The 22,437-nt window shown below is 58.7% G+C and carries 21 protein-coding genes and 1 pseudogene; 12 read left to right on the plus strand and 10 right to left on the minus strand.

What is annotated here, in order from left to right:
- Window positions 1–69: 69 nt before the first annotated feature.
- Both BK660_RS12730 and yaaA read right to left on the minus strand, forming a co-directional pair.
- The gene (locus BK660_RS12730) at window positions 70–1,386 is read right to left on the minus strand and encodes a nucleotide sugar dehydrogenase (protein WP_007942268.1); all 1,317 of its coding nucleotides are present in this window, start codon (window positions 1,384–1,386) and stop codon (window positions 70–72) included.
- Window positions 1,387–2,211: 825 nt separating this feature from the next.
- Window positions 2,212–2,991 carry a peroxide stress protein YaaA gene (yaaA, locus tag BK660_RS12735; RefSeq protein WP_123433582.1) on the minus strand — a complete coding sequence of 260 codons (780 nt, stop codon included), beginning with the start codon at window positions 2,989–2,991 and terminating at the stop codon, window positions 2,212–2,214.
- Window positions 2,992–3,320: 329 nt separating this feature from the next.
- Here yaaA and BK660_RS12740 point away from each other — a divergent pair, with 329 nt between their 5' ends.
- From BK660_RS12740 to BK660_RS12765, 6 genes are all read left to right on the plus strand, one after another.
- Window positions 3,321–4,445, plus strand: a complete 1,125-nt coding sequence (locus tag BK660_RS12740) for a polysaccharide deacetylase family protein (RefSeq protein ID WP_123433583.1) — start codon at window positions 3,321–3,323, stop codon at window positions 4,443–4,445.
- A gap of 344 nt (window positions 4,446–4,789) precedes the next feature.
- On the plus strand, window positions 4,790–6,184 hold the full coding sequence (locus tag BK660_RS12745) for a PhoH family protein (protein WP_123433584.1): 1,395 nt from the start codon (window positions 4,790–4,792) through the stop codon (window positions 6,182–6,184).
- 237 nt (window positions 6,185–6,421) lie between these two features.
- Window positions 6,422–6,895 (plus strand): cyclic pyranopterin monophosphate synthase MoaC, encoded by a 474-nt coding sequence (gene moaC, locus BK660_RS12750; protein WP_027924850.1) that lies wholly within the window; start codon window positions 6,422–6,424, stop codon window positions 6,893–6,895.
- A complete protein-coding gene (locus tag BK660_RS12755) occupies window positions 6,892–7,134 on the plus strand; it encodes a MoaD/ThiS family protein (RefSeq protein ID WP_123433585.1) in 243 nt (80 codons plus the stop codon). The genes moaC and BK660_RS12755 overlap by 4 nt, the downstream gene beginning before the upstream one ends.
- Before the next feature lie 3 nt (window positions 7,135–7,137).
- Window positions 7,138–7,590 (plus strand): molybdopterin synthase catalytic subunit MoaE, encoded by a 453-nt coding sequence (gene moaE, locus BK660_RS12760; RefSeq protein ID WP_123433586.1) that lies wholly within the window; start codon window positions 7,138–7,140, stop codon window positions 7,588–7,590.
- A 311-nt stretch (window positions 7,591–7,901) separates the two neighbouring features.
- Complete coding sequence (locus tag BK660_RS12765) at window positions 7,902–8,678, plus strand: ABC transporter substrate-binding protein (protein WP_123433587.1); 777 nt, start codon at window positions 7,902–7,904, stop codon at window positions 8,676–8,678.
- Between the two features lie 116 nt (window positions 8,679–8,794).
- Here BK660_RS12765 and BK660_RS12770 read toward each other — a convergent pair whose 3' ends face one another.
- The 5 genes from BK660_RS12770 to BK660_RS12790 all read right to left on the minus strand — a co-directional run bounded on the left by BK660_RS12770 (window position 8,795) and on the right by BK660_RS12790 (window position 14,085).
- Window positions 8,795–9,421, minus strand: coding sequence for a helix-turn-helix transcriptional regulator (locus BK660_RS12770; RefSeq protein ID WP_123433588.1), 627 nt, complete (start codon window positions 9,419–9,421; stop codon window positions 8,795–8,797).
- Window positions 9,422–9,511: 90 nt separating this feature from the next.
- Window positions 9,512–10,639 carry an NAD(P)/FAD-dependent oxidoreductase gene (locus BK660_RS12775; RefSeq protein ID WP_123433589.1) on the minus strand — a complete coding sequence of 376 codons (1,128 nt, stop codon included), beginning with the start codon at window positions 10,637–10,639 and terminating at the stop codon, window positions 9,512–9,514.
- 132 nt (window positions 10,640–10,771) lie between these two features.
- The gene (locus BK660_RS12780) at window positions 10,772–11,719 is read right to left on the minus strand and encodes an ornithine cyclodeaminase family protein (protein WP_185045082.1); all 948 of its coding nucleotides are present in this window, start codon (window positions 11,717–11,719) and stop codon (window positions 10,772–10,774) included.
- Window positions 11,720–11,856: 137 nt separating this feature from the next.
- Window positions 11,857–13,344, minus strand: a complete 1,488-nt coding sequence (gene rhlB, locus BK660_RS12785) for an ATP-dependent RNA helicase RhlB (protein ID WP_027924857.1) — start codon at window positions 13,342–13,344, stop codon at window positions 11,857–11,859.
- Between the two features lie 84 nt (window positions 13,345–13,428).
- Window positions 13,429–14,085 (minus strand): alpha/beta hydrolase, encoded by a 657-nt coding sequence (locus BK660_RS12790; RefSeq protein WP_123433591.1) that lies wholly within the window; start codon window positions 14,083–14,085, stop codon window positions 13,429–13,431.
- A 467-nt stretch (window positions 14,086–14,552) separates the two neighbouring features.
- On the opposite strand from BK660_RS12790, the gene BK660_RS12795 reads away from it, so the two are divergent.
- From BK660_RS12795 to BK660_RS12810, 4 genes are all read left to right on the plus strand, one after another.
- Window positions 14,553–15,584, plus strand: coding sequence for an amino acid ABC transporter substrate-binding protein (locus tag BK660_RS12795; protein WP_123433592.1), 1,032 nt, complete (start codon window positions 14,553–14,555; stop codon window positions 15,582–15,584).
- A 65-nt stretch (window positions 15,585–15,649) separates the two neighbouring features.
- On the plus strand, window positions 15,650–16,831 hold the full coding sequence (locus tag BK660_RS12800) for an amino acid ABC transporter permease (protein WP_123433593.1): 1,182 nt from the start codon (window positions 15,650–15,652) through the stop codon (window positions 16,829–16,831).
- 10 nt (window positions 16,832–16,841) lie between these two features.
- A complete protein-coding gene (locus BK660_RS12805) occupies window positions 16,842–17,939 on the plus strand; it encodes an amino acid ABC transporter permease (protein WP_123433594.1) in 1,098 nt (365 codons plus the stop codon).
- A gap of 28 nt (window positions 17,940–17,967) precedes the next feature.
- Entirely contained in the window at window positions 17,968–18,732 is a 765-nt protein-coding gene (locus BK660_RS12810; RefSeq protein WP_123433595.1) for an amino acid ABC transporter ATP-binding protein, read from the plus strand.
- A gap of 74 nt (window positions 18,733–18,806) precedes the next feature.
- Here the strand turns inward: BK660_RS12810 and BK660_RS32995 are convergent.
- Window positions 18,807–18,920 (minus strand): annotated as a pseudogene (locus BK660_RS32995) (transcriptional regulator); the annotation flags it as partial.
- A 159-nt stretch (window positions 18,921–19,079) separates the two neighbouring features.
- On the opposite strand from BK660_RS32995, the gene BK660_RS12820 reads away from it, so the two are divergent.
- Entirely contained in the window at window positions 19,080–19,739 is a 660-nt protein-coding gene (locus BK660_RS12820) for a FadR/GntR family transcriptional regulator (protein ID WP_123433596.1), read from the plus strand.
- Complete coding sequence (locus BK660_RS12825; RefSeq protein ID WP_123433597.1) at window positions 19,729–21,039, plus strand: CynX/NimT family MFS transporter; 1,311 nt, start codon at window positions 19,729–19,731, stop codon at window positions 21,037–21,039. The genes BK660_RS12820 and BK660_RS12825 overlap by 11 nt, the downstream gene beginning before the upstream one ends.
- Before the next feature lies 1 nt (window position 21,040).
- Here BK660_RS12825 and BK660_RS12830 read toward each other — a convergent pair whose 3' ends face one another.
- A complete protein-coding gene (locus BK660_RS12830) occupies window positions 21,041–21,691 on the minus strand; it encodes a DUF1120 domain-containing protein (RefSeq protein WP_123433598.1) in 651 nt (216 codons plus the stop codon).
- A gap of 73 nt (window positions 21,692–21,764) precedes the next feature.
- Window positions 21,765–22,385, minus strand: coding sequence for a DUF1120 domain-containing protein (locus tag BK660_RS12835; protein WP_123433599.1), 621 nt, complete (start codon window positions 22,383–22,385; stop codon window positions 21,765–21,767).
- Between the last annotated feature and the right edge of the window lie 52 nt (window positions 22,386–22,437).

A 22,437-nucleotide genomic window follows, 5' to 3' on the forward strand; every position in this document is an offset into this window, starting at 1 on the left:
AGCCCCAAGCTTCAAGCTCCAAGTGAGGAGCTTTGACTTGCGGCTTGAAGCTTGAAGCTTGCGGCTGCTTTACCAGCAGATGCCTTCGGTGCGGCCCGAAACGCTGGTGGCTTTGGTCATGAAGCCCACCAGGTCGACCACTTGCTTGCCGTGCGGGGCGTTTTGCGCCAGGGCGCGGAATTTCTCGTCACGGTTGCCGAGGATGATCACGTCGGAGTTGTTGATCACGTCGTCGAAGTCGGAGTTGAGCAAGGACGAGACGTGAGGGATTTTCGACTCGATGTAGTCCTTGTTCGCACCGTGGACACGGGCGTATTCGACGTTGCTGTCGTAGATGCTCAGGTCGTAACCCTTGCCGATCAGCATTTCGGCCAGATCCACCAGCGGGCTTTCGCGCAGGTCGTCGGTGCCGGCCTTGAAGCTCAGGCCCAGCAGGGCGACTTTGCGTTTGTCGTGGCTGGAAACGATGTCGAAGGCGTTCTGCACCTGGGATTCGTTGCTGCGCATCAGCGAGTTCAGCAGCGGTGCTTCCACGTCCAGGGAACCGGCGCGGTAGGTCAGGGCACGCACGTCTTTTGGCAGGCAAGAGCCGCCGAACGCGAAGCCTGGGCGCATGTAGTACTGGGACAGGTTCAGGGTTTTGTCCTGGCAGACCACTTCCATCACTTCACGACCATCGACGCCGACCGCCTTGGCGATGTTGCCGATTTCGTTGGCGAAGGTGACCTTGGTGGCGTGCCACACGTTGCAGGTGTACTTGATCATCTCGGCAACGGCGATGTCCTTGCGGATGATCGGCGCGTCGAGTTCTTCGTACAGCGATTGCAGAACGTCGCCCGACGCTTTGTCGAACTCGCCGATGACGGTCATAGGCGGCAGGTCGTAGTCGGCGATCGCGGTGCTTTCACGCAGGAACTCAGGGTTCACTGCCACGCCGAAGTCGACGCCTGCTTTCTTGCCGGAGCAATCTTCGAGGATCGGGATCACTACGTTGGCCACAGTGCCCGGCAGTACGGTGCTGCGAACCACGATGGTGTGGCGGGTGGTCTTGTCACGCAGGACAAAACCGATTTCGCGGCACACGGCTTCGATGTAGTTCAGTTCCAGGTCGCCGTTTTTCTTGCTTGGCGTACCGACGCAGATCATCGACAGGTCGGTGTCACGAATCGCCTCGGCGAAGTTGGTCGTGCCACGTAGTTTGCCGGTATCGATACCCTTGCGCAGAAGCTCGCCCAGGCCCGGTTCAACGATCGGCGATTTGCCGGCATTGATCATATCGATTTTGTCTTTGGCAACATCGACGCCAACGACGTCATGGCCCCGTGCAGACAGGCAACCGGCACAGACAGCGCCGACATAACCCAAACCAAATATGCTGATGCGCATCGCAATTACCTCTCTGTTATCAAGACTGTTTTCACTAGCCATAAGATGGCCGGAGTTAAAGGTGTTTAGCGGTCATAGTGCACTCGAAAGTGCGGCTTACAGGCGCCACAATGCCGTGTGCAGGCATACAAAGTTCCGAGTGTCTAAATAAGTGCACTCAAGATGTGCGCAACTAGGCCTTATTATTATGACGTGCCCTGTTATGCAGCCGGTCCTCTGGCCTGAGGACGCTCGTGCAAGGATCTTGCGCGCTCAATGCCAGGCGATAAGCCTGTAAATCAAGCGGTTGGGTGCTCGGGAGAGCACGTTTATAGGGGCGCTGCCTTGGCCTTGTAGGGGATATTAATGCTGCGTATCTCCTGTCCTTCATGTGTTGCCCAAATAAGCGACTCATCTTCGGAAGTTAATGTGACAACTTCGCTATGTGAATGGCTTGTCTGCGTAAGTTATCTCGTACAAGCACGTTGATAATCGTTACCGGTGGTATGAACTACGCATTTGGACATAGTTCCAGTCCGCCCATCGCGAAATCTGAAATTTCTTGAAATATTAAGAAAGATGGCACTACTTTCAAACTGATGGCACTTGCTGTTTCACCCTTGATACATAGGGGGCTAACCGAGTTCGATAGTTTTATGCCACTACCGATAAAAATTTTCAGTGCCACTACTGAAAAAAAACACCGAAGTCGAGTGAAACAAAAGTTAGAAAATTTGGTGATGTTTTATTGGCGTCAATAAGTCGACGTTATAAGGCGGGATTGTTCGACTATCGGGCGTCGGCGCACGACGAGGATTAAAAGAGTCGTGCGCCTGATTGGTGCTTTTATTCGGGAGCGTGATCGCGCAGGAAAACCAGATTGTCCGGTTTCGATTGTTCGGCGCTGTAGCGGTAACCCTGAACGTCAAATTGCTTGAGGTCGGCGGGGTTGTTGATGCGCTCTTCGATGACGAAGCGGCTCATCATGCCCCGGGCTTTCTTCGCGTAGAAACTGATGATCTTGTACTGGCCGTTCTTCAGGTCCTTGAAGTCGGTATTGATGATGCGTGCGTTCAACGCGTTGCGTTTGACGGCCGAGAAGTACTCATTGGACGCCAGGTTCAGCAGCACGTCATCGCCTTGATCGGCCAGCGCTTCGTTCAGCCATTCGCTGATGCGCGTGCCCCAGAAGGCATACAGGTCCTTGCCACGGGCATTCGCCAGTTTGGTGCCCATCTCCAGTCGATACGGTTGCATCAGGTCCAGCGGGCGCAGCAGGCCATAAAGGCCGGACAGCATGCGCAGGTGCGTTTGGGCGTAATCGAAATCGGCTTCGCTGAAGGTTTGTGCGTTGAGGCCGGTATAGACGTCGCCCTTGAAGGCCAGCAGCGCCTGCTTGGCGTTTTCCGGGGTGAACGCGGGTGTCCAGCTGCCGAAACGCGCGGCGTTGAGGCCGCCGATCTTGTCCGAGACGTGCATCAATTCGCTGATTTGCGCCGGCGTCAGGTCGCGCAGCTGCATGATCAGCTCTTGGGAATGATCGAGGTACTGCGGCTGGGTAAAGCGCTGGGTCGCCGGCGGTGTTTCGTAATCGAGGGTCTTGGCGGGGGAAATCACCATCAGCATGAAGTCGTCTCCTTTAATCGTGGGCGCGATTCTAGGGGGTAGAGGCGGATGACTCCAGCTATCAAGGCGATAGGTGATCGGTGGCGATGCACATAACCTGTGGGAGCGAGCCATGTGGCGAGGGGGCTTGTCGGAACGCCGCATCGCCCCGTTGGGTTGCGAAGCGACCCTGCGTTTCGAAGTCAAACCGCATTTAACGGGTTTACGGCTGCTTCGCAGCCGAACGGGGGCAAGCCCCCTCGCCACAAAGGCTCGCTCCCACAGTAGGTCGTGGCGCTAGTGCGGGATCGGCTATAGTGCGGCGCGGGTTTTGTTATGGAGACATCCCATTGCGTATCGTTTTTCTATTCTCGGCATGGCTATTGAGCTTTGGCGCCCTGGCGGCGCCCGGTGATCTGGCGACGCTGGATCGCAGCACCTGGCCTGAGAAACTCAGCAGCCCGACTCTGTTCGACGTGGCGTCGCGGGCCGAAATCCTCATGTTTGCGCGGGTGCTGCTGGCCAGCGAGTCGCTGGATGAACCCGCACTGGCCCAACGCCTGGGGTTGCGCAGAATCAATCTGGAAGCGGTCAATCAACTGCGCCAGCGCCTCTGGCAGCGCTTGTTGACCAACTACAACTTCGCCCAGCAAAGCTGCGATCAGGATGCGTCTTTCTGTTTCCTGGTCGAAGACATGGAGACCTTGCGCGGGCAAGCGGCCAAGTTCCTGGTCAGCGACGACAGTTACTACATCAAGTGGGCCGAACCGAGCCGGTTGTTCCACGCACAGTACCTGGACGAGCAACTGCGCAAGGCTGCCCTGTTTCCACAGACCAGCAGCGAAGTCGATCGTTTTGGCGACTATGAGCACACTGGCGATGCCATGCATGACCGACTGTTTTTGCTGACCTTCGACAGCGCCGCCAACATCGCGCCGGACAACACCGGGTGGGTTGCCGAGTACCTGCGCAAGTCGAACATGAGCGGCACCTTCTTCGTCCTCGGCAAGGACATTCAGGCGCGCCTGGCTGCCGGTTCGGTGGCCAGCCTGCAAACGATGTACTCGCAGCAATGCATCGGCGTGCAGGGCTGGGAGTTCCGCTCCCACAGCCATTGGCAGGACTGGCAGGACTCGGTGCGACGCAGCGTCGAACTGGTCAAGAGCAAGTTGCCGGAGAACTACGTGCCGCTGTTTCGTCCGCCCGATGGCCAACGCCGCGCCGATGCCGAAGGCTTTTTCAACGCCCAGGGTTTGCAGGTCGCGTTATGGAACATCGATGCGCAGGACGGGGCCGGCAAGCTCAAGGGCAACCCGAGCGCGCAACGCGTGCTGACGCTGATGCTGCTGTGGCGCCATGGCGTAATCAATTTCAATGTGAAGCAGGACGGGGTGAAAACGGCGATGCCCTGGCTGATCACGCAAACGGCACAAAGCGGGATCGGTTGGGAAGACTGTCAGGACGGTTTTCGCTGAAACGCGTTGATTGGCACAAACCCCGTAAACATTGGGTTTTTGGCGATTTTTAGAGGAAATTCGATGCAGGCGGACTTCCGACTTTAACGGGGTGATGGCAGTCCGCCAAGTGCTATTGGTCATTCTGAAAAATAAACTTCAAAAAAGCGTCAAAGTACTTTTTTCTGTCACACGTTTTGGAGTATTACGAAGACAGACCGCCGAAACCTGCAACACAGGTGGCGTCTTCCAAGACCCGTTTGTTTGCAGTCACTTGACTCTCCGCAGGTGAGATTCGGCAGTCACTTCGAGGCGCAGCACCGCCAAGGTATTGCGTCTACTGGCTCCCACAAAGGTGACCGAGTATGGATGATCACGGACGTAGCTCTTCTTCCAACCAGCCAATCCTTTATGTACTCGATACCAACGTATTGATTCACGATCCAAACGCGCTGCTCAACTTCGAAGAACACCACGTCGCCATTCCGATGACCGTCCTTGAAGAGCTCGACAAGCTCAAGAGCGGGCATCACAGCGTGGCTGCGGAATGCCGTCAGGCCATTCGCCTGATCGACAAGACGCTGGGCGATGCCAGTCCTGAAGACGTCGAGCTGGGTGTACCGATCCAGCGTGGCAAAAGTGGGCCAAAGGGTTTGCTGTCAATTCTGATGAGCAAACGCGCCGAACCGAACATCATTCTTCCCGAACACCTGAACGACAACATCATCATCAATCAGTTGATTGACCTGCACGCGCGCGAACCCAAGTTGCCCGTCGTGCTGGTCACCAAAGACATCAACATGCGCCTCAAGGCCCGGGCGTGCGGGATCGCGGCCGAGGACTACAGCACCGACCAACTGGTTGACGACGTTTCGTTGCTGCCCAACGGTTACCACAACATGACCGGTTCCTTCTGGGACCTCGTCAAGAATGTCGAAACCCGCCAGGATCACGGCCGCACTTGGCACCAGGTGAGAATGATCGACAACCTGCCGGCTGTGCACATCAACGAGTTCATCATCGACGAACAGGGTTTTGTCGGCTGGATCAAGGAGATCGAAGAAGACAAGCTGCTGATTCTCGACCTGCATCAGGAACCCCTGTTGCACCAGGAAGCCTGGGGCTTGAAACCGCGTGACATCTATCAAAGCCTGGCGCTGTACGCCTTGCTCGATCCGGATATCCACCTGGTCAACCTGACCGGGGCAGCAGGTTCCGGCAAAACCATCCTCGCACTGGCGGCGGCGATCGAGCAGACCATGGTCAGCAAACGTTATCGCCGGATCATCGCGACCCGTAGCGTGCAGGGCCTGGACCAGGAGATCGGTTTCCTGCCCGGCACCGAAGCAGAAAAAATGGAGCCTTGGCTGGGCGCCATCACCGACAACCTCGAAGCCTTGCACATGGATGACGAAAACACCCATGGCAGCGTCGACTACATCCTCAGCAAAGTACCGTTGCAGTTCAAATCCCTCAACTACATCCGGGGCCGCAGCTTCCAGCAGAGCCTGATTTTGATCGATGAATGCCAGAACCTGACACCGCACCAGATGAAAACCATCATCACCCGTGCTGGCGCCGGTTCCAAAGTGGTGTGCCTGGGTAACCTGGCGCAGATCGACACCCCTTACCTGTCCGCGACCAGTTCCGGGCTGACGTACCTGACCGAACGCTTCAAAGACTTCCCCAACGGTGTGCACATCACCCTGCAAGGGGTGCCTCGTTCGATTCTGGCCGAATACGCGGAATCGCATTTGTAACTGCTTCACCCGAACCGGGCGGCCCCAAAGGTCGCCCGGTTTTTTATGCCCAACACATAACCCTGTGGGAGCGAGCCTGCTCGCGATAGCGGACTGTCAGTCGACGTGGATGTGACTGTCACGCCGCCATCGCGAGCAGGCTCGCTCCCACAAGGGTATTGCAGTGAACACATAATCTAGCGTGCGGAAAATTGACCCGCAGGTTTACAATCGACGCTCCTGATCAGGAGTAACCCTGTGCTGACTCATCTCGATTCCCAAGGTCGCGCCAACATGGTCGACGTCACTGAAAAAGCCGTGACGTTCCGTGAAGCGACGGCCCAAGCGCTGGTGCGCATGCTGCCCGAAACGTTGCAGATGATCGTCAGCGGCGGTCACCCCAAGGGTGATGTGTTCGCCGTGGCGCGTATCGCCGGCATTCAGGCGGCAAAGAAAACCAGCGATCTGATTCCCCTGTGCCACCCGTTGATGTTGACCGGCGTCAAAGTCGAGCTCAGTGCCGAAGGTGACGACACCGTACGCATCGTCGCGCGCTGCAAGTTGTCCGGACAGACCGGCGTCGAGATGGAAGCGCTGACCGCTGCCAGCGTGGCGGCATTGACCATCTATGACATGTGCAAGGCCGTGGATCGTGGCATGACCATCGAAAGTGTGCGCCTGCTGGAGAAGGTCGGCGGCAAGAGCGGTCATTTCCAGGCGGATCAGCCATGAACGTTACCGTGAAGTTTTTCGCGCGTTACCGTGAAGCGCTGGGCGTGGACTTGGTCAAGGTTGAAGGTGATTTCGCCACGGTCGACGACGTGCGTGCGCTGCTGGCTCAGCGCGACGGTGCCGACGTGCTCAGCGAGCAGAACCTGATGTGCGCCCGCAACGAGGACCTTTGCCAGCTCGACGAGCCGGTGAGCGATGGCGATGAAGTGGCGTTCTTTCCGACCGTGACCGGGGGCTGATCAATGGCGATTCGCGTGCAGTCCACGGCGTTCGATCCGGGTGCTGAAGTCAACGCCATGCACGCTGCCAATGTCGGCGTGGGCGCGGTGGTGAGTTTTGTCGGCTATGTGCGCGACTTCAATGACGGACTCGATGTGGCCGGGATGTTTCTTGAGCACTACCCGGGCATGACCGAGAAGGCCCTCGGCAAGATTGCCCAGGAGGCCGAACAGCGCTGGCCGCTATTGAAGCTGGAAGTGCTGCACCGCATCGGCGCCCTGGAACCGGGCGAACCGATCGTCTTCGTCGGCGCCGCCAGCGCCCATCGCCAGGCAGCGTTCGATGCTTGCGCCTTTGTCATGGACTACCTGAAAACCCGTGCGCCGTTCTGGAAGAAGGAAAACACCAGTGACGGCCCGCGTTGGGTTGAGGGGCGTGACAGCGATCATGCGGCGGCGGATCGCTGGAAGAAGTAAACACCCTGTTGTTTCTTTGTTGTCGGCTATGCCGCCTTCGCGAGCAAGCCCGCTCCCACATTTAACCGAGTTCTCCCAGAAAAAAGCGGTCGAATGTGGGAGCGGGCTTGCTCGCGAAAGGGCCGCCAGCCTCACCGCATAATTTCCCTGACTCACCACCCGACCGTCGGCCAGGCATGACCCTGCTTGCCCGATTGACGATTAATACATAAAAGTCCAGTATGGAATTATAAGTACAAAAAAAGGTGTTCCCCCGTTTCTGCTCTTTCTTCTGTCTTGCCAAACCAACAACAACCCGCGAGAGAACGAACATGAAGAAATTCCCCCTCATCACCGGTCTGGCCCTGAGCCTGTTGGCGTGCACCAGTGTGTTTGCCGCCGAGAAAGCCCTGCGCATCGGTATCGAAGCCGCTTACCCGCCGTTCGCCTCGAAAACCGACGAGGGCAAAATTGTCGGTTTCGACTACGACATCGGCAACGCGTTGTGCGCGCAGATGAAGGTCGAGTGCGTGTGGGTCGAAGGCGAATTCGACGGTCTGATTCCTTCCCTGAAAGTGAAGAAAATCGACATGGCGCTGTCGTCCATGACCATCAATGAAGACCGCAAGAAGTCAGTGGATTTCACCCACAAGTATTACTTCACTTCGTCACGCCTGGTGATGAAGGACGGCGCGGTGGTCGATGACCAATACGCCAGCCTCAAAGGCAAAACCGTTGGCGTGCAGCGCGCGACCACCACCGACCGTTACGCCACCGAGGTGTTCGAACCGAAGGGCATCACCGTCAAGCGCTACGGCAACAACGAAGAAATCTACATGGACCTGGCAGCCGGTCGCCTCGATGCGATTTTTGCCGACACCATCCCGTTGAATGACTTCCTGTCGATGCCGCGTGGCAAGGGTTACGCGTTTGTCGGGCCGGAGCTGAAGGACCCGAAATACGTGGGCGAGGGCGCGGGGATTGCGGTGCGCAAGGGCAACACTGAATTGGTCAGTGAACTGAACGCAGCCATTGATGGCATTCGGGCGAGTGGCGAGTATCAGAAGATTTCGGACAAGTACTTCAAGTCCGATATCTACGGCGATTGATAATTCGCCTTCGCGAGCAAGCCCGCTCCCACACTAGATCTGCGCCTTATGGAGATCAAATGTGGGAGCGGGCTTGCTCGCGAAGAGGCCGGATCAAGCCACACAAATCTCAGATCCTAGCCCTTCAATTCCTTCAAATGCTTGTAAACCGTCGCCCGGCCCATGTTCAGCACATTGGCCACATAGTTCGACGCGCTCTTGCCCTTGAAAGCACCTTCGGCATGCAGCGCCAGCACCAGTTCGCGTTTGTGGTCGCGTGTCAGCAGGTTCAGGCTCAGCTGCCGTTCGCGCAACCAGGCGTGCAAGAAGGTATTGATCCGCTCCTGCCAGTCATCTCGAAACAGTGAGTCCGGCTGCGGGATCAGCTTGCTCGGCGACAGGAACAGGTCGAGCGCCGCCTTGGCATTTTCGAACAGCGAGATGTTCAGGTTGACGCACAACACGGCCAGCGGATGACCTTCGCCATCGCGCAATACGGTGCTCAAGCTGCGAATCTTCTGACCGTCCCAATTGAGCTTTTCGTACGGCCCGATGTTGGTTTCGCTGACATCGTCGCTGAGCATGTCCTCCAGCGCCGCGTCATCGCCGATTTCCCGTTTTGACAGGTTGTTGGCGATGTAGTCGATCTTCTGCGTGCGCAGGTCATGCAGCACCACCTCGGCATGAGGGAAGAACAGCGTGGCGATGGCATCGGCGATCGCCCGGTAATTGTCCAGCGCCGGGTCTTTTTCAGGTGCGTTCATACGGTGGAGCTCCAGGCAGCGTCAGCGCCCTGTAACAACGGGCGCTGGAAGTTTGCCGCAATCGTGGTGACACGTCACCTGAACAGGCGCTCAGCCGAGGCGAGCGAGGGAGAGCATGTCGGCGTCCAGACCGAAACGCGTGAGCTGCTCGGGCAAGCGTTCACCGCGCACCAGCGCCGCGCTGGCCTGGCCCATGGCCGGCGACGTCTGGATGCCGTAGCCGCCCTGTGCCGCCACCCAGAACAGGCCTGGGACCTGCGGGTCGAAGCCGGACAGTAAATCGCCATCGCTGACAAAGCTGCGCAACCCGGCCCAGGTGCGGGTCGGGCGGCGAATGGTCAGGGTGGTGGCCTCTTCGATCTGGTATATACCCATGGCGATGTCCAGTTCTTCCGGCTGTACGTCGTGCGGCTCCACCGGGTCGGCGTTGGCCGGCGATCCGAGGAACATGCCGGCGTCGGGCTTCATGTAGAAGGACTCGTCGAGGCTGACCAGCATTGGCCAATGGTGAATGTCCACGCCTTCGGGGCCGGCGAAGATGAAGGCCGCACGCCGTTTCGGTTGCAGGCCCAACGGTTTGGCGCCCGCCAGTTGACCGACTTTGTCAGCCCAGGCACCGGCGGCGTTGATGATGACGGGGGCGGTGAAGGTCTGGCCATTGGTGGTGACTTGCCACACGCCGTCGGCATCGCGGGTCAGGCTTAGCACTTCGGTGTCGGTAATGACTTCGCCTTTGTTGCGTCGGATGCCGCGCAAGTAACCCTGGTGCAGGGCATCGGTGTCGATGTCGCTGGCGGTCGGGTCGTAGATCGCCCCGTGGACTTTTTCCCGGCGCAGGATCGGCAGGCGCGCGCAGGCTTCATCGGCGCTGAGCAGCTGCATTTCGGGCACCGTGGCTTTGGCGCTGAGGTATTGATTGTTGAGTTCAGCCGGGTCGCCGGTGAAGTCCACGGTCATCTCGCCGCGCGGTGTCAGCAGCGGGTGTTCGCAGAAGCCGGCAGGCGGCGCGTCGAAGAAGTCGCGACTGGCCTGGGTCAACGCGCGCACCTGGGGCGTGCCGTAGGCGGCGGTGTAGAGCGCGGCGGAGCGTCCGGTGGAGTGATAGGCCGGATGGGATTCGCGCTCCAGCACAATCACCCTGGCCTGCTGCGACAGCCAAAAGCCGGTGGAAGCCCCGGCAATCCCGCCGCCGATGATGATGAAGTCTGCCTGGCTCATGAACGTCTCCTGTGGGGCGTTAATACCGAAATTGTGGCGACCCCTTGTGGGAGCGAGCCTGTGGTGAGGGGGCTTACCCCCGTTGGGTGGCGAAGCCGCCCCAAAGTCAAGTTCCCATAGGGGATCGTGGTGTTAGTGGTGGAGGTGGTAGATGGCATTGGCCAGTGCGATGTCTTCCAGCCCCAGGCCAATGGAGCGGAAGAACACAGTCCGGTCGTAGTCGGGGCGTTGTACCTTGCCGCTCAACAGGTCGGGCAGGTCGCCGACTATCAAGCGTTTATCCCAGCCATGCTGCTCGCCAGCAATCAGCATCTCGCCCGCCGAGCCCGGCGTGGTCAGACGATAGTCGCAGAACACCTGCATATCATTGAGGCTCTGCGGCGGCACTTCGTGGGCGCGCGGGGCGTTGGTGCTGATGGAGGTGATCAATGCCGGTTTGCTCAAGATAGCCGGGTCGATCACCGGGCCTGCGGACGAGGTGCACAGCATAATCACGTCGGCGTCTTGCACGGCCGCTTCACGACTGTCGACGATGGTCAGACGAGGATCCAGACCTTGGAGCTGCGCCAACACTTCGGGATTTTTGTCACTCAGGCTCGGCGAGTAGAGACTGATGCTCTGCCAGTCGCGCAGGCCTTTGACGTAGTGCAAGTGCGCCTGGGCGACTTTGCCGCTGCCGATGATCGCCAGACGTTGCGCGGTTGCCGGAGCGAGGGCGTCGACTGCCACCGCCGTGGTGGCGGCCGTGCGGGCGGTGGTCAATTCACCGGCATCGCACAGCAGCAGCGGCTGGCCGGTCTGCATCGACATCAGCAGTGTCCAGGCCGTCACCAGCGGGCCTTGTTCGCGCACGATGTAAGGCGAGGTCTTCACCCCGTAGACACCGTCTTGGGCCAGCACGCCGAGGTAGTTGATGAAATCGCCGGCACCCTGAGGGAATTCCACCAGTTGCTGCGCCGGTTGCACCGCTTGCCCGGCCGCCAAGTCGCGGAACAGCTTGCGCAGGATCTGCGGCACGTCGATCTTCGCCAGCAGTTCGCGGGCCTGAGGCTGGGTGATCACATAAGGCGTACTGGACATGGTCGGCTCCGGAAGCTGCAAGTAAACTAATTTGTCCATTATGGACTTTTAGTTGTGTTGGGCAAGCGCTTGTAAAAAGCGAGGCGAAAAAAAAGCGCAGTCCGTTTCCGGCTGCGCCTCTTTCTGCAAACTCCCGGTTACGGGCGTTTGCGCTCAACCGCCCGCAGTAGATGCGTCGGAGGTGTTTCACAGCTGATCTTGCGGCCCAGCAACGCCTCGATGGACGGTAGCTGGTAGGAGTCGTCTTCACCGGCAAAGCTGATGGACACGCCATCGGCACCGGCGCGACCGGTACGACCGATACGGTGTACGTAGTCGTCCGGAACTTCCGGCAGGGTGAAGTTGATCACGTGGCTGATGCCGTCGATGTGAATGCCGCGACCGGCGACATCAGTGGCGACCAGCACGCGAATCTTGCCTTCGCGGAAACCTTCCAGGGTCTTGATGCGCTTGTGTTGCGGTACATCGCCGGACAGTTGCGCGGCGTTGACGCCATCGCGCACCAGGCGTTCTTCGATGCGGCGCACTTCATCCTTGCGGTTGGCGAACACCATCACCCGCTCCCAACCGTTGTCGTTGACCAGGTTGTAGAGCAGTTTGTATTTGTCGGCACCGGCAACGGCGTAGATGTGCTGCTCGACGTTTTCGCTGGCCACGTTTTGCGACTCAATCTCGACGATCGACGGGTCGGTGGTCCATTGCTTGGCGAGGTTCATCACGTCTTCGGTGAAGGTCGCGGAGAACAGCAGCGTCTGACGCTCGTTCTTCGGCGGCGTCTGGCGAATGATCTGACGCACTTGTGGGATGAAACCCATGTCGAGCATCCGGTCGGCTTCGTCCAGCACCATCACTTCGACCATGTCCAGGTGCACGTCGCCGCGCTGGTTGAAGTCGAGCAGGCGGCCCGGAGTGGCCACGAGGATGTCGCAGTGACGGGCTTCGAGGTGCTTGAGCTGCTTGTCGAAGTCCATGCCGCCGACAAACGTCATGACGTTGAGGCCGGTGTACTTGGTCAGGTCGGCCGCATCCTTGGCGATCTGCACCACCAGTTCGCGGGTTGGCGCGATGATCAGTGCCCGCGGTTCACCCATGTAGCGCTCTTTCGGCGGCGGGGTTTCCAGCAGTTGGGTGATGATCGAAATCAGGAACGCGGCGGTTTTGCCGGTGCCGGTCTGGGCGCGACCGATGGCGTCTTTGCCCGCCAGGGTGAAGCCCAGCACTTGCGCCTGGATCGGCGTGCAGTACGGAAAGCCCAGGTCCTGGATGGCGTGCATCAGTTCGGGGGCGAGTTTGAAATCGTGGAAGCGGGTTTTGCCTTCCTGTGGTTCGACGACGAAGTCTTCGAGTTTCCAAGGGATAACCGGCGCTTTTGGCTTCGGTTCACGACGTGGTTTTGCAGGTTTTGGAGCTTCGCTGAGCGGTTGTTCCGCTGCGATGACCTCGACAGGAGGGGCGGCCGGTGTGGTCACTGGCTCGTGTTTCGGTGCCGCTACGGCAGCGGTCCGGCCAGGCTGATGACCGTCGGTGCGGTGGCTGGGGATGTGAGACGGAGCGCTGGCGACTGGGGCGAGCTGCTCAACCTCGCTTTTACCGAACATCTTTTTGAGTGCTTTGAGCACGGTCATCTCATCAATTGGTTAAGGAATGTACGCCGGCCAGTGTAATGCAAGAAACGGGCGCGGCGTAGCGGGATGATCAAAGGAAGGCTTTTAACGCAAGCGCTCGGCGAGCCAGGTGCCGATATCGCGAATTTCTTCGGGTAACACTTCGTGGCCCATTGGGTATTCCTGCCATGTCACGGTGACACCACGCTGCTTCAAATGCTCATACGCAGAGCGGCCCATGGCGTTTTGCACCACGTCATCGTACTGACCGTGCAAAAACAGCACGGGAATACGCTGCTGGCTGGCGGAAAGCTCGAGTGCATCGCTGAACGTCGGCGCGTAGGTAGAGAGGGCAAGTACGCCACCCAGCGCCCCCTGCCACTTCAGGAAAGCGGTGTGTAACACCACGGCGCCACCCTGTGAAAAGCCTGCGAGAAAAATCCGCGAGGCGTCTATTCCAACGGCTCGCTGCACTTCGATCAATTTAATGACTCGTTGCGCTGACTCCTCCAGCTGCTCGCGGTTGATCGCACGCGCCGGGCTCATGGCCAATATGTCGTACCAGCTCGGCATCTCGTAGCCACCATTAATAGTGACGGCGCAGGTGGGCGCCTGGGGCAGGACGAAGCGCGTGGTCAACAGGCTTTCCTGCAGGGCTTCGGCCACCGGCAGGAAGTCGTAGCGGTCGGCGCCCAAGCCGTGCAGCCAGATAACGCAAGCGTCTACGGGCTTTACGGGTTCAAGAATAAGGGGCTCGGTCATGGCTGCTCCATTGTTGTGCGTGCGCTCTGATTGGGTGCGAGATCCCAGTGCGCCTCAGGTTGATCAGTTAAGAAGATGTCGCAAGGCTACAAGTTTTGCTATTGACCTGTCGCGCAATCGGTTCAGCGAGCGGTCTGGTACGGGCTTTGCTATGAGAAAGCGGTGCAACCCATCTCGCCCCTTGCGGTAACACTATCAGTGTACTGCTGACGGCGGGATAGCAAAGAATCCGGTGATGGATGTTCGCCAGTGGCCGCTACGGGCTTCGCGAACGTGAAAGGGCTACAGCCCGTTCGGCCGATTGGTGAGAAGTGAGTTATCCATGATGTGGATTTTCTCCTACTAGACTCATAGCGCAGGTCCTACGTCGGTTGACCCCAAAAAAAGCCAACTCGGGTCGATTACGCCTCAAAAGGGTGCGGCAGGACTCAAGCTCCGACACAACAAGAGCAAAACTGGAGGTTTGAATGAAGATGTTGAAATCCACCCTGGCTATCGTGACTGCAGCCGCAGTACTCGGTATCAGTGGGTTCGCTCAGGCGGGTGCAACCCTGGATGCAGTGCAGAAGAAAGGTTTCGTACAGTGCGGTGTCAGTGATGGTCTGCCGGGCTTCTCGGTTCCAGACTCCACTGGCAAGATTGTTGGTATCGATGCTGACTACTGCCGCGCCGTGGCGGCTGCAGTGTTCGGCGATGCAAACAAAGTCAAATTCAGCCAGTTGAATGCCAAGGAGCGTTTCACCGCTCTGCAATCCGGCGAAATCGACATGCTGTCGCGCAACTCCACCATGACCAGCTCCCGTGACGCGGGCATGGGCCTGAAGTTTCCTGGCTTCATCACTTACTACGACGGCGTGGGCTTCCTGGCCAACAGCAAGCTGGGCGTGAAAAGTGCCAAGGAACTGGACGGTGCAACCATCTGCATTCAAGCCGGTACCACCACCGAGCTGAACGTGTCCGACTACTTCCGTGCCAACAACCTGAAGTACACCCCGATCACTTTCGACACCTCCGATGAAAGCGCCAAGTCGCTGGAATCCGGTCGTTGCGACGTGCTGACCTCCGACAAATCCCAGCTCTACGCACAGCGCAGCAAGCTGGCTTCGCCGAAAGACTACGTGGTTCTGCCGGAAACCATTTCCAAAGAACCTCTGGGTCCGGTCGTGCGTAACGGCGACGACGAATGGCTGGCCATCGTTCGTTGGGTTGGCTACGCCATGCTCAACGCCGAAGAAGCAGGCGTGACCTCCAAAAACGTGGTTGAACAAGCCAAGTCGACTAAAAACCCTGACGTTGCCCGTCTGCTCGGCGCTGATGGTGAGTACGGCAAGGACCTGAAACTGCCGAAGGACTGGGTCGTCAAGATCGTCAGCCAGGTCGGCAACTACGGTGAAGTCTTCGAGAAAAACCTCGGCAAGAGCACTCCGCTGGAAATCGACCGTGGCATGAACGCCCTGTGGACCAACGGCGGCATTCAATACGCACCACCAGTGCGCTGATGGTTCTATCACCCGGTGGGCCAACCACCGGGTGATGTTCTGTTCCATTACATCCGGGGCACTTCATGCAAAATTCAATCGGCGCACCAAAGCAGAGGCTCAGCCTCAGCGATCCCAAAGTGCGTGCGTGGCTGTTTCAGATCATCACCATTGTGGCGGTGGTCTCGATGGGCTGGTATCTGTTCGATAACACGCAGACCAACCTGCAACACCGGGGCATTACCTCCGGTTTCAGTTTCCTGGAGCGCAGTGCCGGTTTCGGCATCGCTCAACACCTGATCGACTACACCGAATCGGACAGTTATGCCCGGGTGTTTGTCATCGGCCTGCTCAACACGCTGCTGGTGACCTTCATCGGCGTGATCCTGGCGACGATCCTCGGGTTCATCGTCGGCGTGTCACGACTGTCGAAGAACTGGATCATCGCCAAGCTGGCGACTGTTTATGTGGAAGTTTTCCGCAACATTCCGCCGCTGCTGCAAATCCTGTTCTGGTACTTCGCGGTGTTCCTGACCATGCCGGGGCCGCGCAACAGCCATAACTTCGGCGACACCTTCTTCGTCAGCAGCCGTGGCCTGAACATGCCGGCCGCGTTGACGGCGGACGGGTTCTGGCCATTTGTGGCGAGCATTGTCGTGGCCATTGTCGCCATCGTGCTGATGAGCCGCTGGGCCACCAAACGCTTCGAAGAGACCGGTGTTCCGTTCCACAAGTTCTGGGTCGGCCTGGCGCTGTTCCTGGTGATCCCGGCGCTGTGCGCCTTGATCTTCGGTGCGCCACTGCACTGGGAGTTGCCGGAGCTCAAGGGCTTCAACTTCGTCGGTGGCTGGGTGCTGATCCCGGAACTGCTGGCGTTGACCCTGGCCCTGACCGTATACACCGCGGCGTTCATCGCCGAGATCGTGCGTTCGGGCATCAAGTCGGTCAGCCACGGCCAGACCGAAGCGGCGCACTCGCTCGGCCTGCGCAACGGTCCGACCCTGCGCAAGGTGATCATCCCGCAAGCCCTGCGCGTGATCATTCCACCGCTCACCAGCCAATACCTGAACCTGGCGAAGAACTCCTCGCTGGCGGCCGGTATCGGCTACCCGGAAATGGTGTCGTTGTTTGCCGGTACGGTGCTGAACCAGACCGGGCAGGCGATCGAGGTGATTGCGATCACCATGAGCGTGTACCTGGCGATCAGTATCAGCATTTCCCTGCTGATGAACTGGTACAACAAGCGCATTGCGCTGATCGAGCGGTAAGGAATAGCGCATGAGTACTCATACATTCAAACCTGACATGCCTCCACCGAGCAGCAGCATCGGTGTGATTGCATGGATGCGCGCGAACATGTTCTCCAGCTGGCTCAATACCCTGCTGACCCTGTTCGCGTTCTATCTGATTTACCTGGTAGTGCCGCCGATCCTGCATTGGGCAATCCTGGACGCCAACTGGGTCGGCACCACGCGCGCCGACTGCACGAAGGAGGGCGCCTGCTGGGTGTTCATCCAACAGCGCTTTGGCCAGTTCATGTACGGCTACTACCCGCCGGAGCTGCGCTGGCGCGTCGACCTGACGGTGTGGCTGGCGGTCATCGGCGTGGCACCGTTGTTCATCTCGCGCTTTCATCGCAAAGCGGTGTACGCGCTGAGTTTCCTGGTGCTGTACCCGATCATTGCCTACTTCCTGCTGCATGGCGGCATCTTCGGCCTGACTCAGGTGGCGACCAGCCAATGGGGCGGCTTGATGCTGACCCTGGTGATCGCGACCGTCGGTATCGCTGGCGCTTTGCCGCTGGGTATCGTCCTGGCGCTGGGGCGTCGTTCGAACATGCCGGCAATTCGTGTGGTCTGCGTGACCTTCATCGAATTCTGGCGCGGCGTGCCGTTGATCACGGTGCTGTTCATGTCGTCGGTGATGCTGCCGTTGTTCCTGCCCGAAGGCATGAGCTTCGACAAGCTGCTGCGGGCACTGATCGGCGTGATCCTGTTCCAGTCGGCCTACGTCGCCGAAGTGGTGCGCGGTGGTCTGCAAGCGATCCCCAAAGGTCAGTACGAAGCGGCCGCAGCAATGGGCCTCGGTTACTGGCGCAGCATGGGCCTGGTGATCCTGCCGCAAGCCCTGAAGCTGGTCATCCCTGGCATCGTCAACACCTTCATTGCGCTGTTCAAGGACACCAGCCTGGTGATCATCATCGGCCTGTTCGACCTGCTCAACAGCGTCAAACAAGCCGCCGCCGACCCGAAATGGCTGGGCATGGCCACTGAAGGTTATGTGTTCGCGGCCCTGGTGTTCTGGATTTTCTGTTTTGGTATGTCGCGCTATTCCATGCATCTGGAACGCAAGCTCGACACTGGGCACAAGCGCTAAGTCGCTACCTAATTTGGGAAGTTCTGTAATGAGCGAAGCAATCAAAAAGACAGTGAGCCCTGAAGGCATTATTCAGATGCAGGGCGTGAACAAGTGGTACGGCCAGTTTCACGTGTTGAAAGACATCAACCTGAACGTGAAACAGGGCGAGCGTATTGTGTTGTGCGGCCCGTCGGGTTCCGGCAAGTCCACCACCATCCGTTGCCTCAACCGACTGGAAGAACACCAGCAGGGCCGCATCGTGGTTGATGGCGTGGAACTGACCAACGACCTCAAGCAGATCGAAACGGTGCGCCGTGAAGTCGGCATGGTGTTCCAGCACTTCAATCTGTTTCCGCACCTGACCATCCTGCAGAACTGCACCCTGGCGCCAATGTGGGTGCGCAAAATGCCCAAGCGCCAGGCCGAGGAAATCGCCATGCATTACCTGGAGCGCGTACGCATTCCGGAGCAGGCGCATAAATTCCCGGGGCAACTGTCCGGTGGCCAGCAACAGCGTGTGGCGATTGCCCGCGCGCTGTGCATGAAACCGAAAATCATGCTGTTCGACGAACCGACTTCGGCACTCGACCCCGAGATGGTGAAAGAGGTGCTGGACACCATGATCGGTCTGGCTGAAGACGGCATGACCATGCTCTGCGTAACCCACGAAATGGGCTTCGCCCGGACCGTGGCCAACCGCGTGATCTTCATGGACAAGGGTGAAATCGTTGAACAGGCCGCGCCGAACGATTTCTTCGATAACCCGCAGAATGAGCGGACCAAGATGTTCTTGAGCCAGATTTTGCATTGATGTCGGCTGACAGGTAAAACAAACCCGGCCTTGTGCCGGGTTTTTTGTGTGTGCTGTTCAGGGCACAGTGACCGTTAATGTTCTTTGTGAACGATGTCCTTGAAACCTCTCAAGTCTGCGTCTTCGCCCAAATTTCGCGCATCGGCGAGCAAATGCGGGTAGCGATCAAGCAAGCGCATCAGCACCAGAAATCTTGCACCTATCCCTGAAATTACCCTAAGTAATTTTGACTCATCAAATATCCCGCTCCATTTCCCTCCCCCTGACCGTAGGCGGTTGCCGTCCTACGCGTAGCTGACTAACATGTCAGAAAATTCATCCTATGATTGGATGAAAGGGCGAATTCCATGTCAGACATTTCTCCATTGACCAAGCGATCCTTGGTCGATCAAGCGCTGGACCAGCTACGCCTGCGCATCACGCAAGGCATCTGGGTCGTCGGCCAACGTCTGCCCACCGAGCCAGAACTGGCGACCGAGCTGGGCATCAGCCGCAATACCGTGCGTGAAGCCATGCGCGTGTTGGCGTTTTCCGGATTGATCGACATCCGTCAGGGCGACGGCAGCTACCTGCGGGCCGTCATCGATCCGCTGGACACCATGAAAGCCTTGTCCCGTTGCTCCCACGAGCAGGCTCGTGAGACGCGGCACATCCTTGAAGTCGAAGCCATCGGCCTCGCGGCACTGCGCCGAACAGACGAAGACCTGCTGGCCTTGCGCGAAGCGCTCGGTGTCAGCGGCAGCCACTACCACGGTGATCTCGACAGCTACATCGCCTGCGACCTGGTGTTCCACCGCCGTCTGGTGGACGCCGCGCACAACCCGACACTCAGCGAGTTGTATCGCTATTTCTCGAGCGTCATCGGTGCGCAGTTGCGCCAGACCTTGAACATCACCCCGCGACGCCAGGAAGTGTTCGACCTGCACATCGAACTGCTGGATGCCGTCGAGCAACGCGACCCGGAACGGGCCAAAGCCCTGTCGAGGCAATTGATCAATGAACCTTGAAACCGAGAAATCCATGTCCAGCAGCGATAGTAATCTCACGCAACCCAAGCGCACGGCGGAGCTCGAAGAGTTGCTGATCGACGCCGAGGCCGATGACGAACACGTCCAGCAAAGTCACCCGATTCTGCGTCGGCCATGGCTGTTGCTGCTGGGGCTGATCCTGGTGGCGTTGAACTTGCGTCCAGCGCTGTCGAGCATGGCGCCGATGCTCAGCGAGATCTCTAAGACCCTTGGGTTGTCGGCGGCCCAAGCCGGTTTGCTGACCACATTGCCGGTGCTCTGCCTCGGTCTGTTCGCGCCACTGGCACCGGTGCTGGCGCGTCGTTTTGGCGCCGAGCGAGTGGTGTTGGGGATTCTGCTGACACTGGCGGGCGGGATCATTTTGCGCAGTTCGTTTGGCGAGATCGGCTTGTTTGCCGGCAGCGTGCTGGCCGGTGCGAGCATCGGTGTGATCGGTGTGTTGTTGCCAGGCATCGTCAAGCGCGACTTCCCGAAACAGGCCGGCACCATGACCGGCGTCTACACCATGGCGCTGTGCCTGGGGGCCGCGATGGCCGCCGGCGCCACCGTGCCGCTGAGTGAGCATTTCGACCAGAGCTGGGCCATGGGTCTGGGTTTCTGGGTGGTGCCGGCGCTGGTGGCGGCGATCTTCTGGCTGCCGCAAGTGGGTGGCCAGAAACATGGCGCGCACAACGTCGCGTATCGGGTTCGCGGACTGTTGCGTGATCCGCTGGCCTGGCAAGTGACGTTGTACATGGGCCTGCAATCGTCCCTGGCGTACATCGTATTTGGCTGGTTGCCGTCAATCCTGATCGGTCGCGGGCTGACACCAACCCAGGCCGGTCTGGTGCTGTCAGGATCGGTGATCGTCCAATTGGCCAGTTCTCTCGCGGCGCCTTGGCTGGCGACACGCGGCAAGGATCAGCGACTGGCCATTGTAGTGGTGATGCTGATGACCCTCGGCGGCCTGTTCGGCTGTCTCTACGCACCGATCGAAGGCCTGTGGGGCTGGGCAATTCTGCTCGGCCTGGGACAGGGCGCTACGTTCAGCCTGGCGTTGACCCTGATCGTGCTGCGCTCGCGGGACTCGCATGTCGCGGCCAACCTGTCGAGCATGGCTCAGGGATTCGGTTACACCCTGGCCTCGATGGGGCCGTTCGCGGTCGGTATCGTGCATGACTGGACCGGCGGCTGGACGGCGCTGGGCTGGATCTTCGGCGTCATTGGCCTTGGCGCAATCGTGGCTGGCCTCGGCGCCGGACGTTCTCTGTACGTGCAGGTGGTGAGCGAAAAGGTCTGAACTACAGGTAAACAACGTCCAGGGTCGCCGAGCCGTCGAGCTGCACCTCGGTGCTCAGGTCCAGTTCGGAGGTGGGCGCGATGACCGTTTCGACCGTCACCCGGCTGGTCAGAGTGCGAATGGCAATCGGGCCGGCGCTGCTGCCGGCGCTGTCGGTAAAGCCGAGATAGCTTCGGGAGCCAATCGGAATGGCCTGGCTGTTCGACGGGCTCCAGGCTTTGCCGCCCGTGGTCGAGTCGGTTCGATAGACCTGCGTCAGGTCGTCCACCACCGTGCTGGCCGGATCGAAATTCAGCGAATACAAGCCGATTTTATTGTGGCTGTGATCGTGGTTCAGGCCGTAGTAAATCTCGCTGTTGACGATGGCCGAGCCGTCGCGGTTGTCGCGCATCAGCAGGGCAAAACGCGTGGGCGCATTGCACTGAATGTTGAGGTCGAGTGTCTGGTCACGCAGTCGTGTGCGTTTGTCGACGTTCAGGTCCTGCCGGGAGATTTTTCCGTAGTCGACGAGACCGCTGTTTGACAGCATCGGGGTGCAGGCGAGTGGGGTGATGAGGCCAGTGACCGTCAGGTCTGTCGACGAGGCGGCGAAGGTGAGCGGCGCCGTCAGGACGATGAACGTCATGGTCAGAGCGTGTGGAATTTTTGTCATGGAACAGTTTCGCTTTGTCGGGTGAGCGGAATCAGTCCTTGCCCGAAGCAGGACCTCGGGCAAGGTGCACGGCTTACAGGTACTTCATTTCAAATGTGGCTGAACCGTCGATAGCAACATCGTCGGTTAAGGTGAGGCTGTCGGCGCGGGCAATAACGGTTTGAACCGTCAGTTCCACAGTGAGGTCCTTCACGGCGATTGGAATGAGAGTGCCAACAACGCTTGTCGATGTGAGGCTATTCTTAAGAATCTGATAGATGCGGTGCCAACTCGCACCGTTATCAATCGATCTGATCGAGTGTGCAGGCTGTCCGTCCGCAAGCGCGCTTCGGATCAATGGCGTGAAGTAACCAATTTTTTCATTATTGCTGGTCAGGCCCAATCCGAAATACAAGTCGGACGATGATGTCCCGGCTTTGTTATCTATACCGTTTAGTGCAAATAGAGTTGACGCATCACACGCAACCGTCAATTGCATCGGTTGTCTGCCGACTACTGTGTACTGTGTTGGATTGAGGTCTTTTACCTCCACCTTGCCGACGTCGACCAGTCCCCCGTCGGACAACGAAGGGGTACAAGCATTTGGGGTGATAAGACCCGTCACCGTCAAATCAGTGCTTGAGGCCGCCAGTGCATAAGGCGCAACGCCAATCAGCGCAGTGGCGGAGAGTGCTGCAAAGTACTTTTTAATCATTGTTTACTCACTTCTCAGGTTGTGCCCTGTCTGCTCCGAGACGCTCGAGTGC

It is taken from the genome of Pseudomonas brassicacearum, from assembly GCF_003732265.1.
GTDB classification, from domain to species: domain Bacteria; phylum Pseudomonadota; class Gammaproteobacteria; order Pseudomonadales; family Pseudomonadaceae; genus Aquipseudomonas; species Aquipseudomonas brassicacearum_D.

Coding starts and splice junctions, on each gene's coding strand:
- BK660_RS12790 (WP_123433591.1), bottom strand. CDS start 14,085: ATGACCGAGCCCCTTATTCTTGAACCCGTAAAGCCCGTAGACGCTTGC.
- BK660_RS12800 (WP_123433593.1), top strand. CDS start 15,650: ATGCAAAATTCAATCGGCGCACCAAAGCAGAGGCTCAGCCTCAGCGAT.
- BK660_RS12755 (WP_123433585.1), top strand. CDS start 6,892: ATGAACGTTACCGTGAAGTTTTTCGCGCGTTACCGTGAAGCGCTGGGC.
- BK660_RS12805 (WP_123433594.1), top strand. CDS start 16,842: ATGAGTACTCATACATTCAAACCTGACATGCCTCCACCGAGCAGCAGC.
- yaaA (WP_123433582.1), bottom strand. CDS start 2,991: ATGCTGATGGTGATTTCCCCCGCCAAGACCCTCGATTACGAAACACCG.
- rhlB (WP_027924857.1), bottom strand. CDS start 13,344: ATGACCGTGCTCAAAGCACTCAAAAAGATGTTCGGTAAAAGCGAGGTT.
- BK660_RS12830 (WP_123433598.1), bottom strand. CDS start 21,691: ATGACAAAAATTCCACACGCTCTGACCATGACGTTCATCGTCCTGACG.
- BK660_RS12825 (WP_123433597.1), top strand. CDS start 19,729: ATGAACCTTGAAACCGAGAAATCCATGTCCAGCAGCGATAGTAATCTC.
- BK660_RS12765 (WP_123433587.1), top strand. CDS start 7,902: ATGAAGAAATTCCCCCTCATCACCGGTCTGGCCCTGAGCCTGTTGGCG.
- BK660_RS12780 (WP_185045082.1), bottom strand. CDS start 11,719: ATGTCCAGTACGCCTTATGTGATCACCCAGCCTCAGGCCCGCGAACTG.
- moaE (WP_123433586.1), top strand. CDS start 7,138: ATGGCGATTCGCGTGCAGTCCACGGCGTTCGATCCGGGTGCTGAAGTC.
- BK660_RS12770 (WP_123433588.1), bottom strand. CDS start 9,421: ATGAACGCACCTGAAAAAGACCCGGCGCTGGACAATTACCGGGCGATC.
- BK660_RS12745 (WP_123433584.1), top strand. CDS start 4,790: ATGGATGATCACGGACGTAGCTCTTCTTCCAACCAGCCAATCCTTTAT.
- BK660_RS12835 (WP_123433599.1), bottom strand. CDS start 22,385: ATGATTAAAAAGTACTTTGCAGCACTCTCCGCCACTGCGCTGATTGGC.
- BK660_RS12810 (WP_123433595.1), top strand. CDS start 17,968: ATGAGCGAAGCAATCAAAAAGACAGTGAGCCCTGAAGGCATTATTCAG.
- BK660_RS12775 (WP_123433589.1), bottom strand. CDS start 10,639: ATGAGCCAGGCAGACTTCATCATCATCGGCGGCGGGATTGCCGGGGCT.
- BK660_RS12820 (WP_123433596.1), top strand. CDS start 19,080: ATGTCAGACATTTCTCCATTGACCAAGCGATCCTTGGTCGATCAAGCG.
- BK660_RS12795 (WP_123433592.1), top strand. CDS start 14,553: ATGAAGATGTTGAAATCCACCCTGGCTATCGTGACTGCAGCCGCAGTA.
- BK660_RS12730 (WP_007942268.1), bottom strand. CDS start 1,386: ATGCGCATCAGCATATTTGGTTTGGGTTATGTCGGCGCTGTCTGTGCC.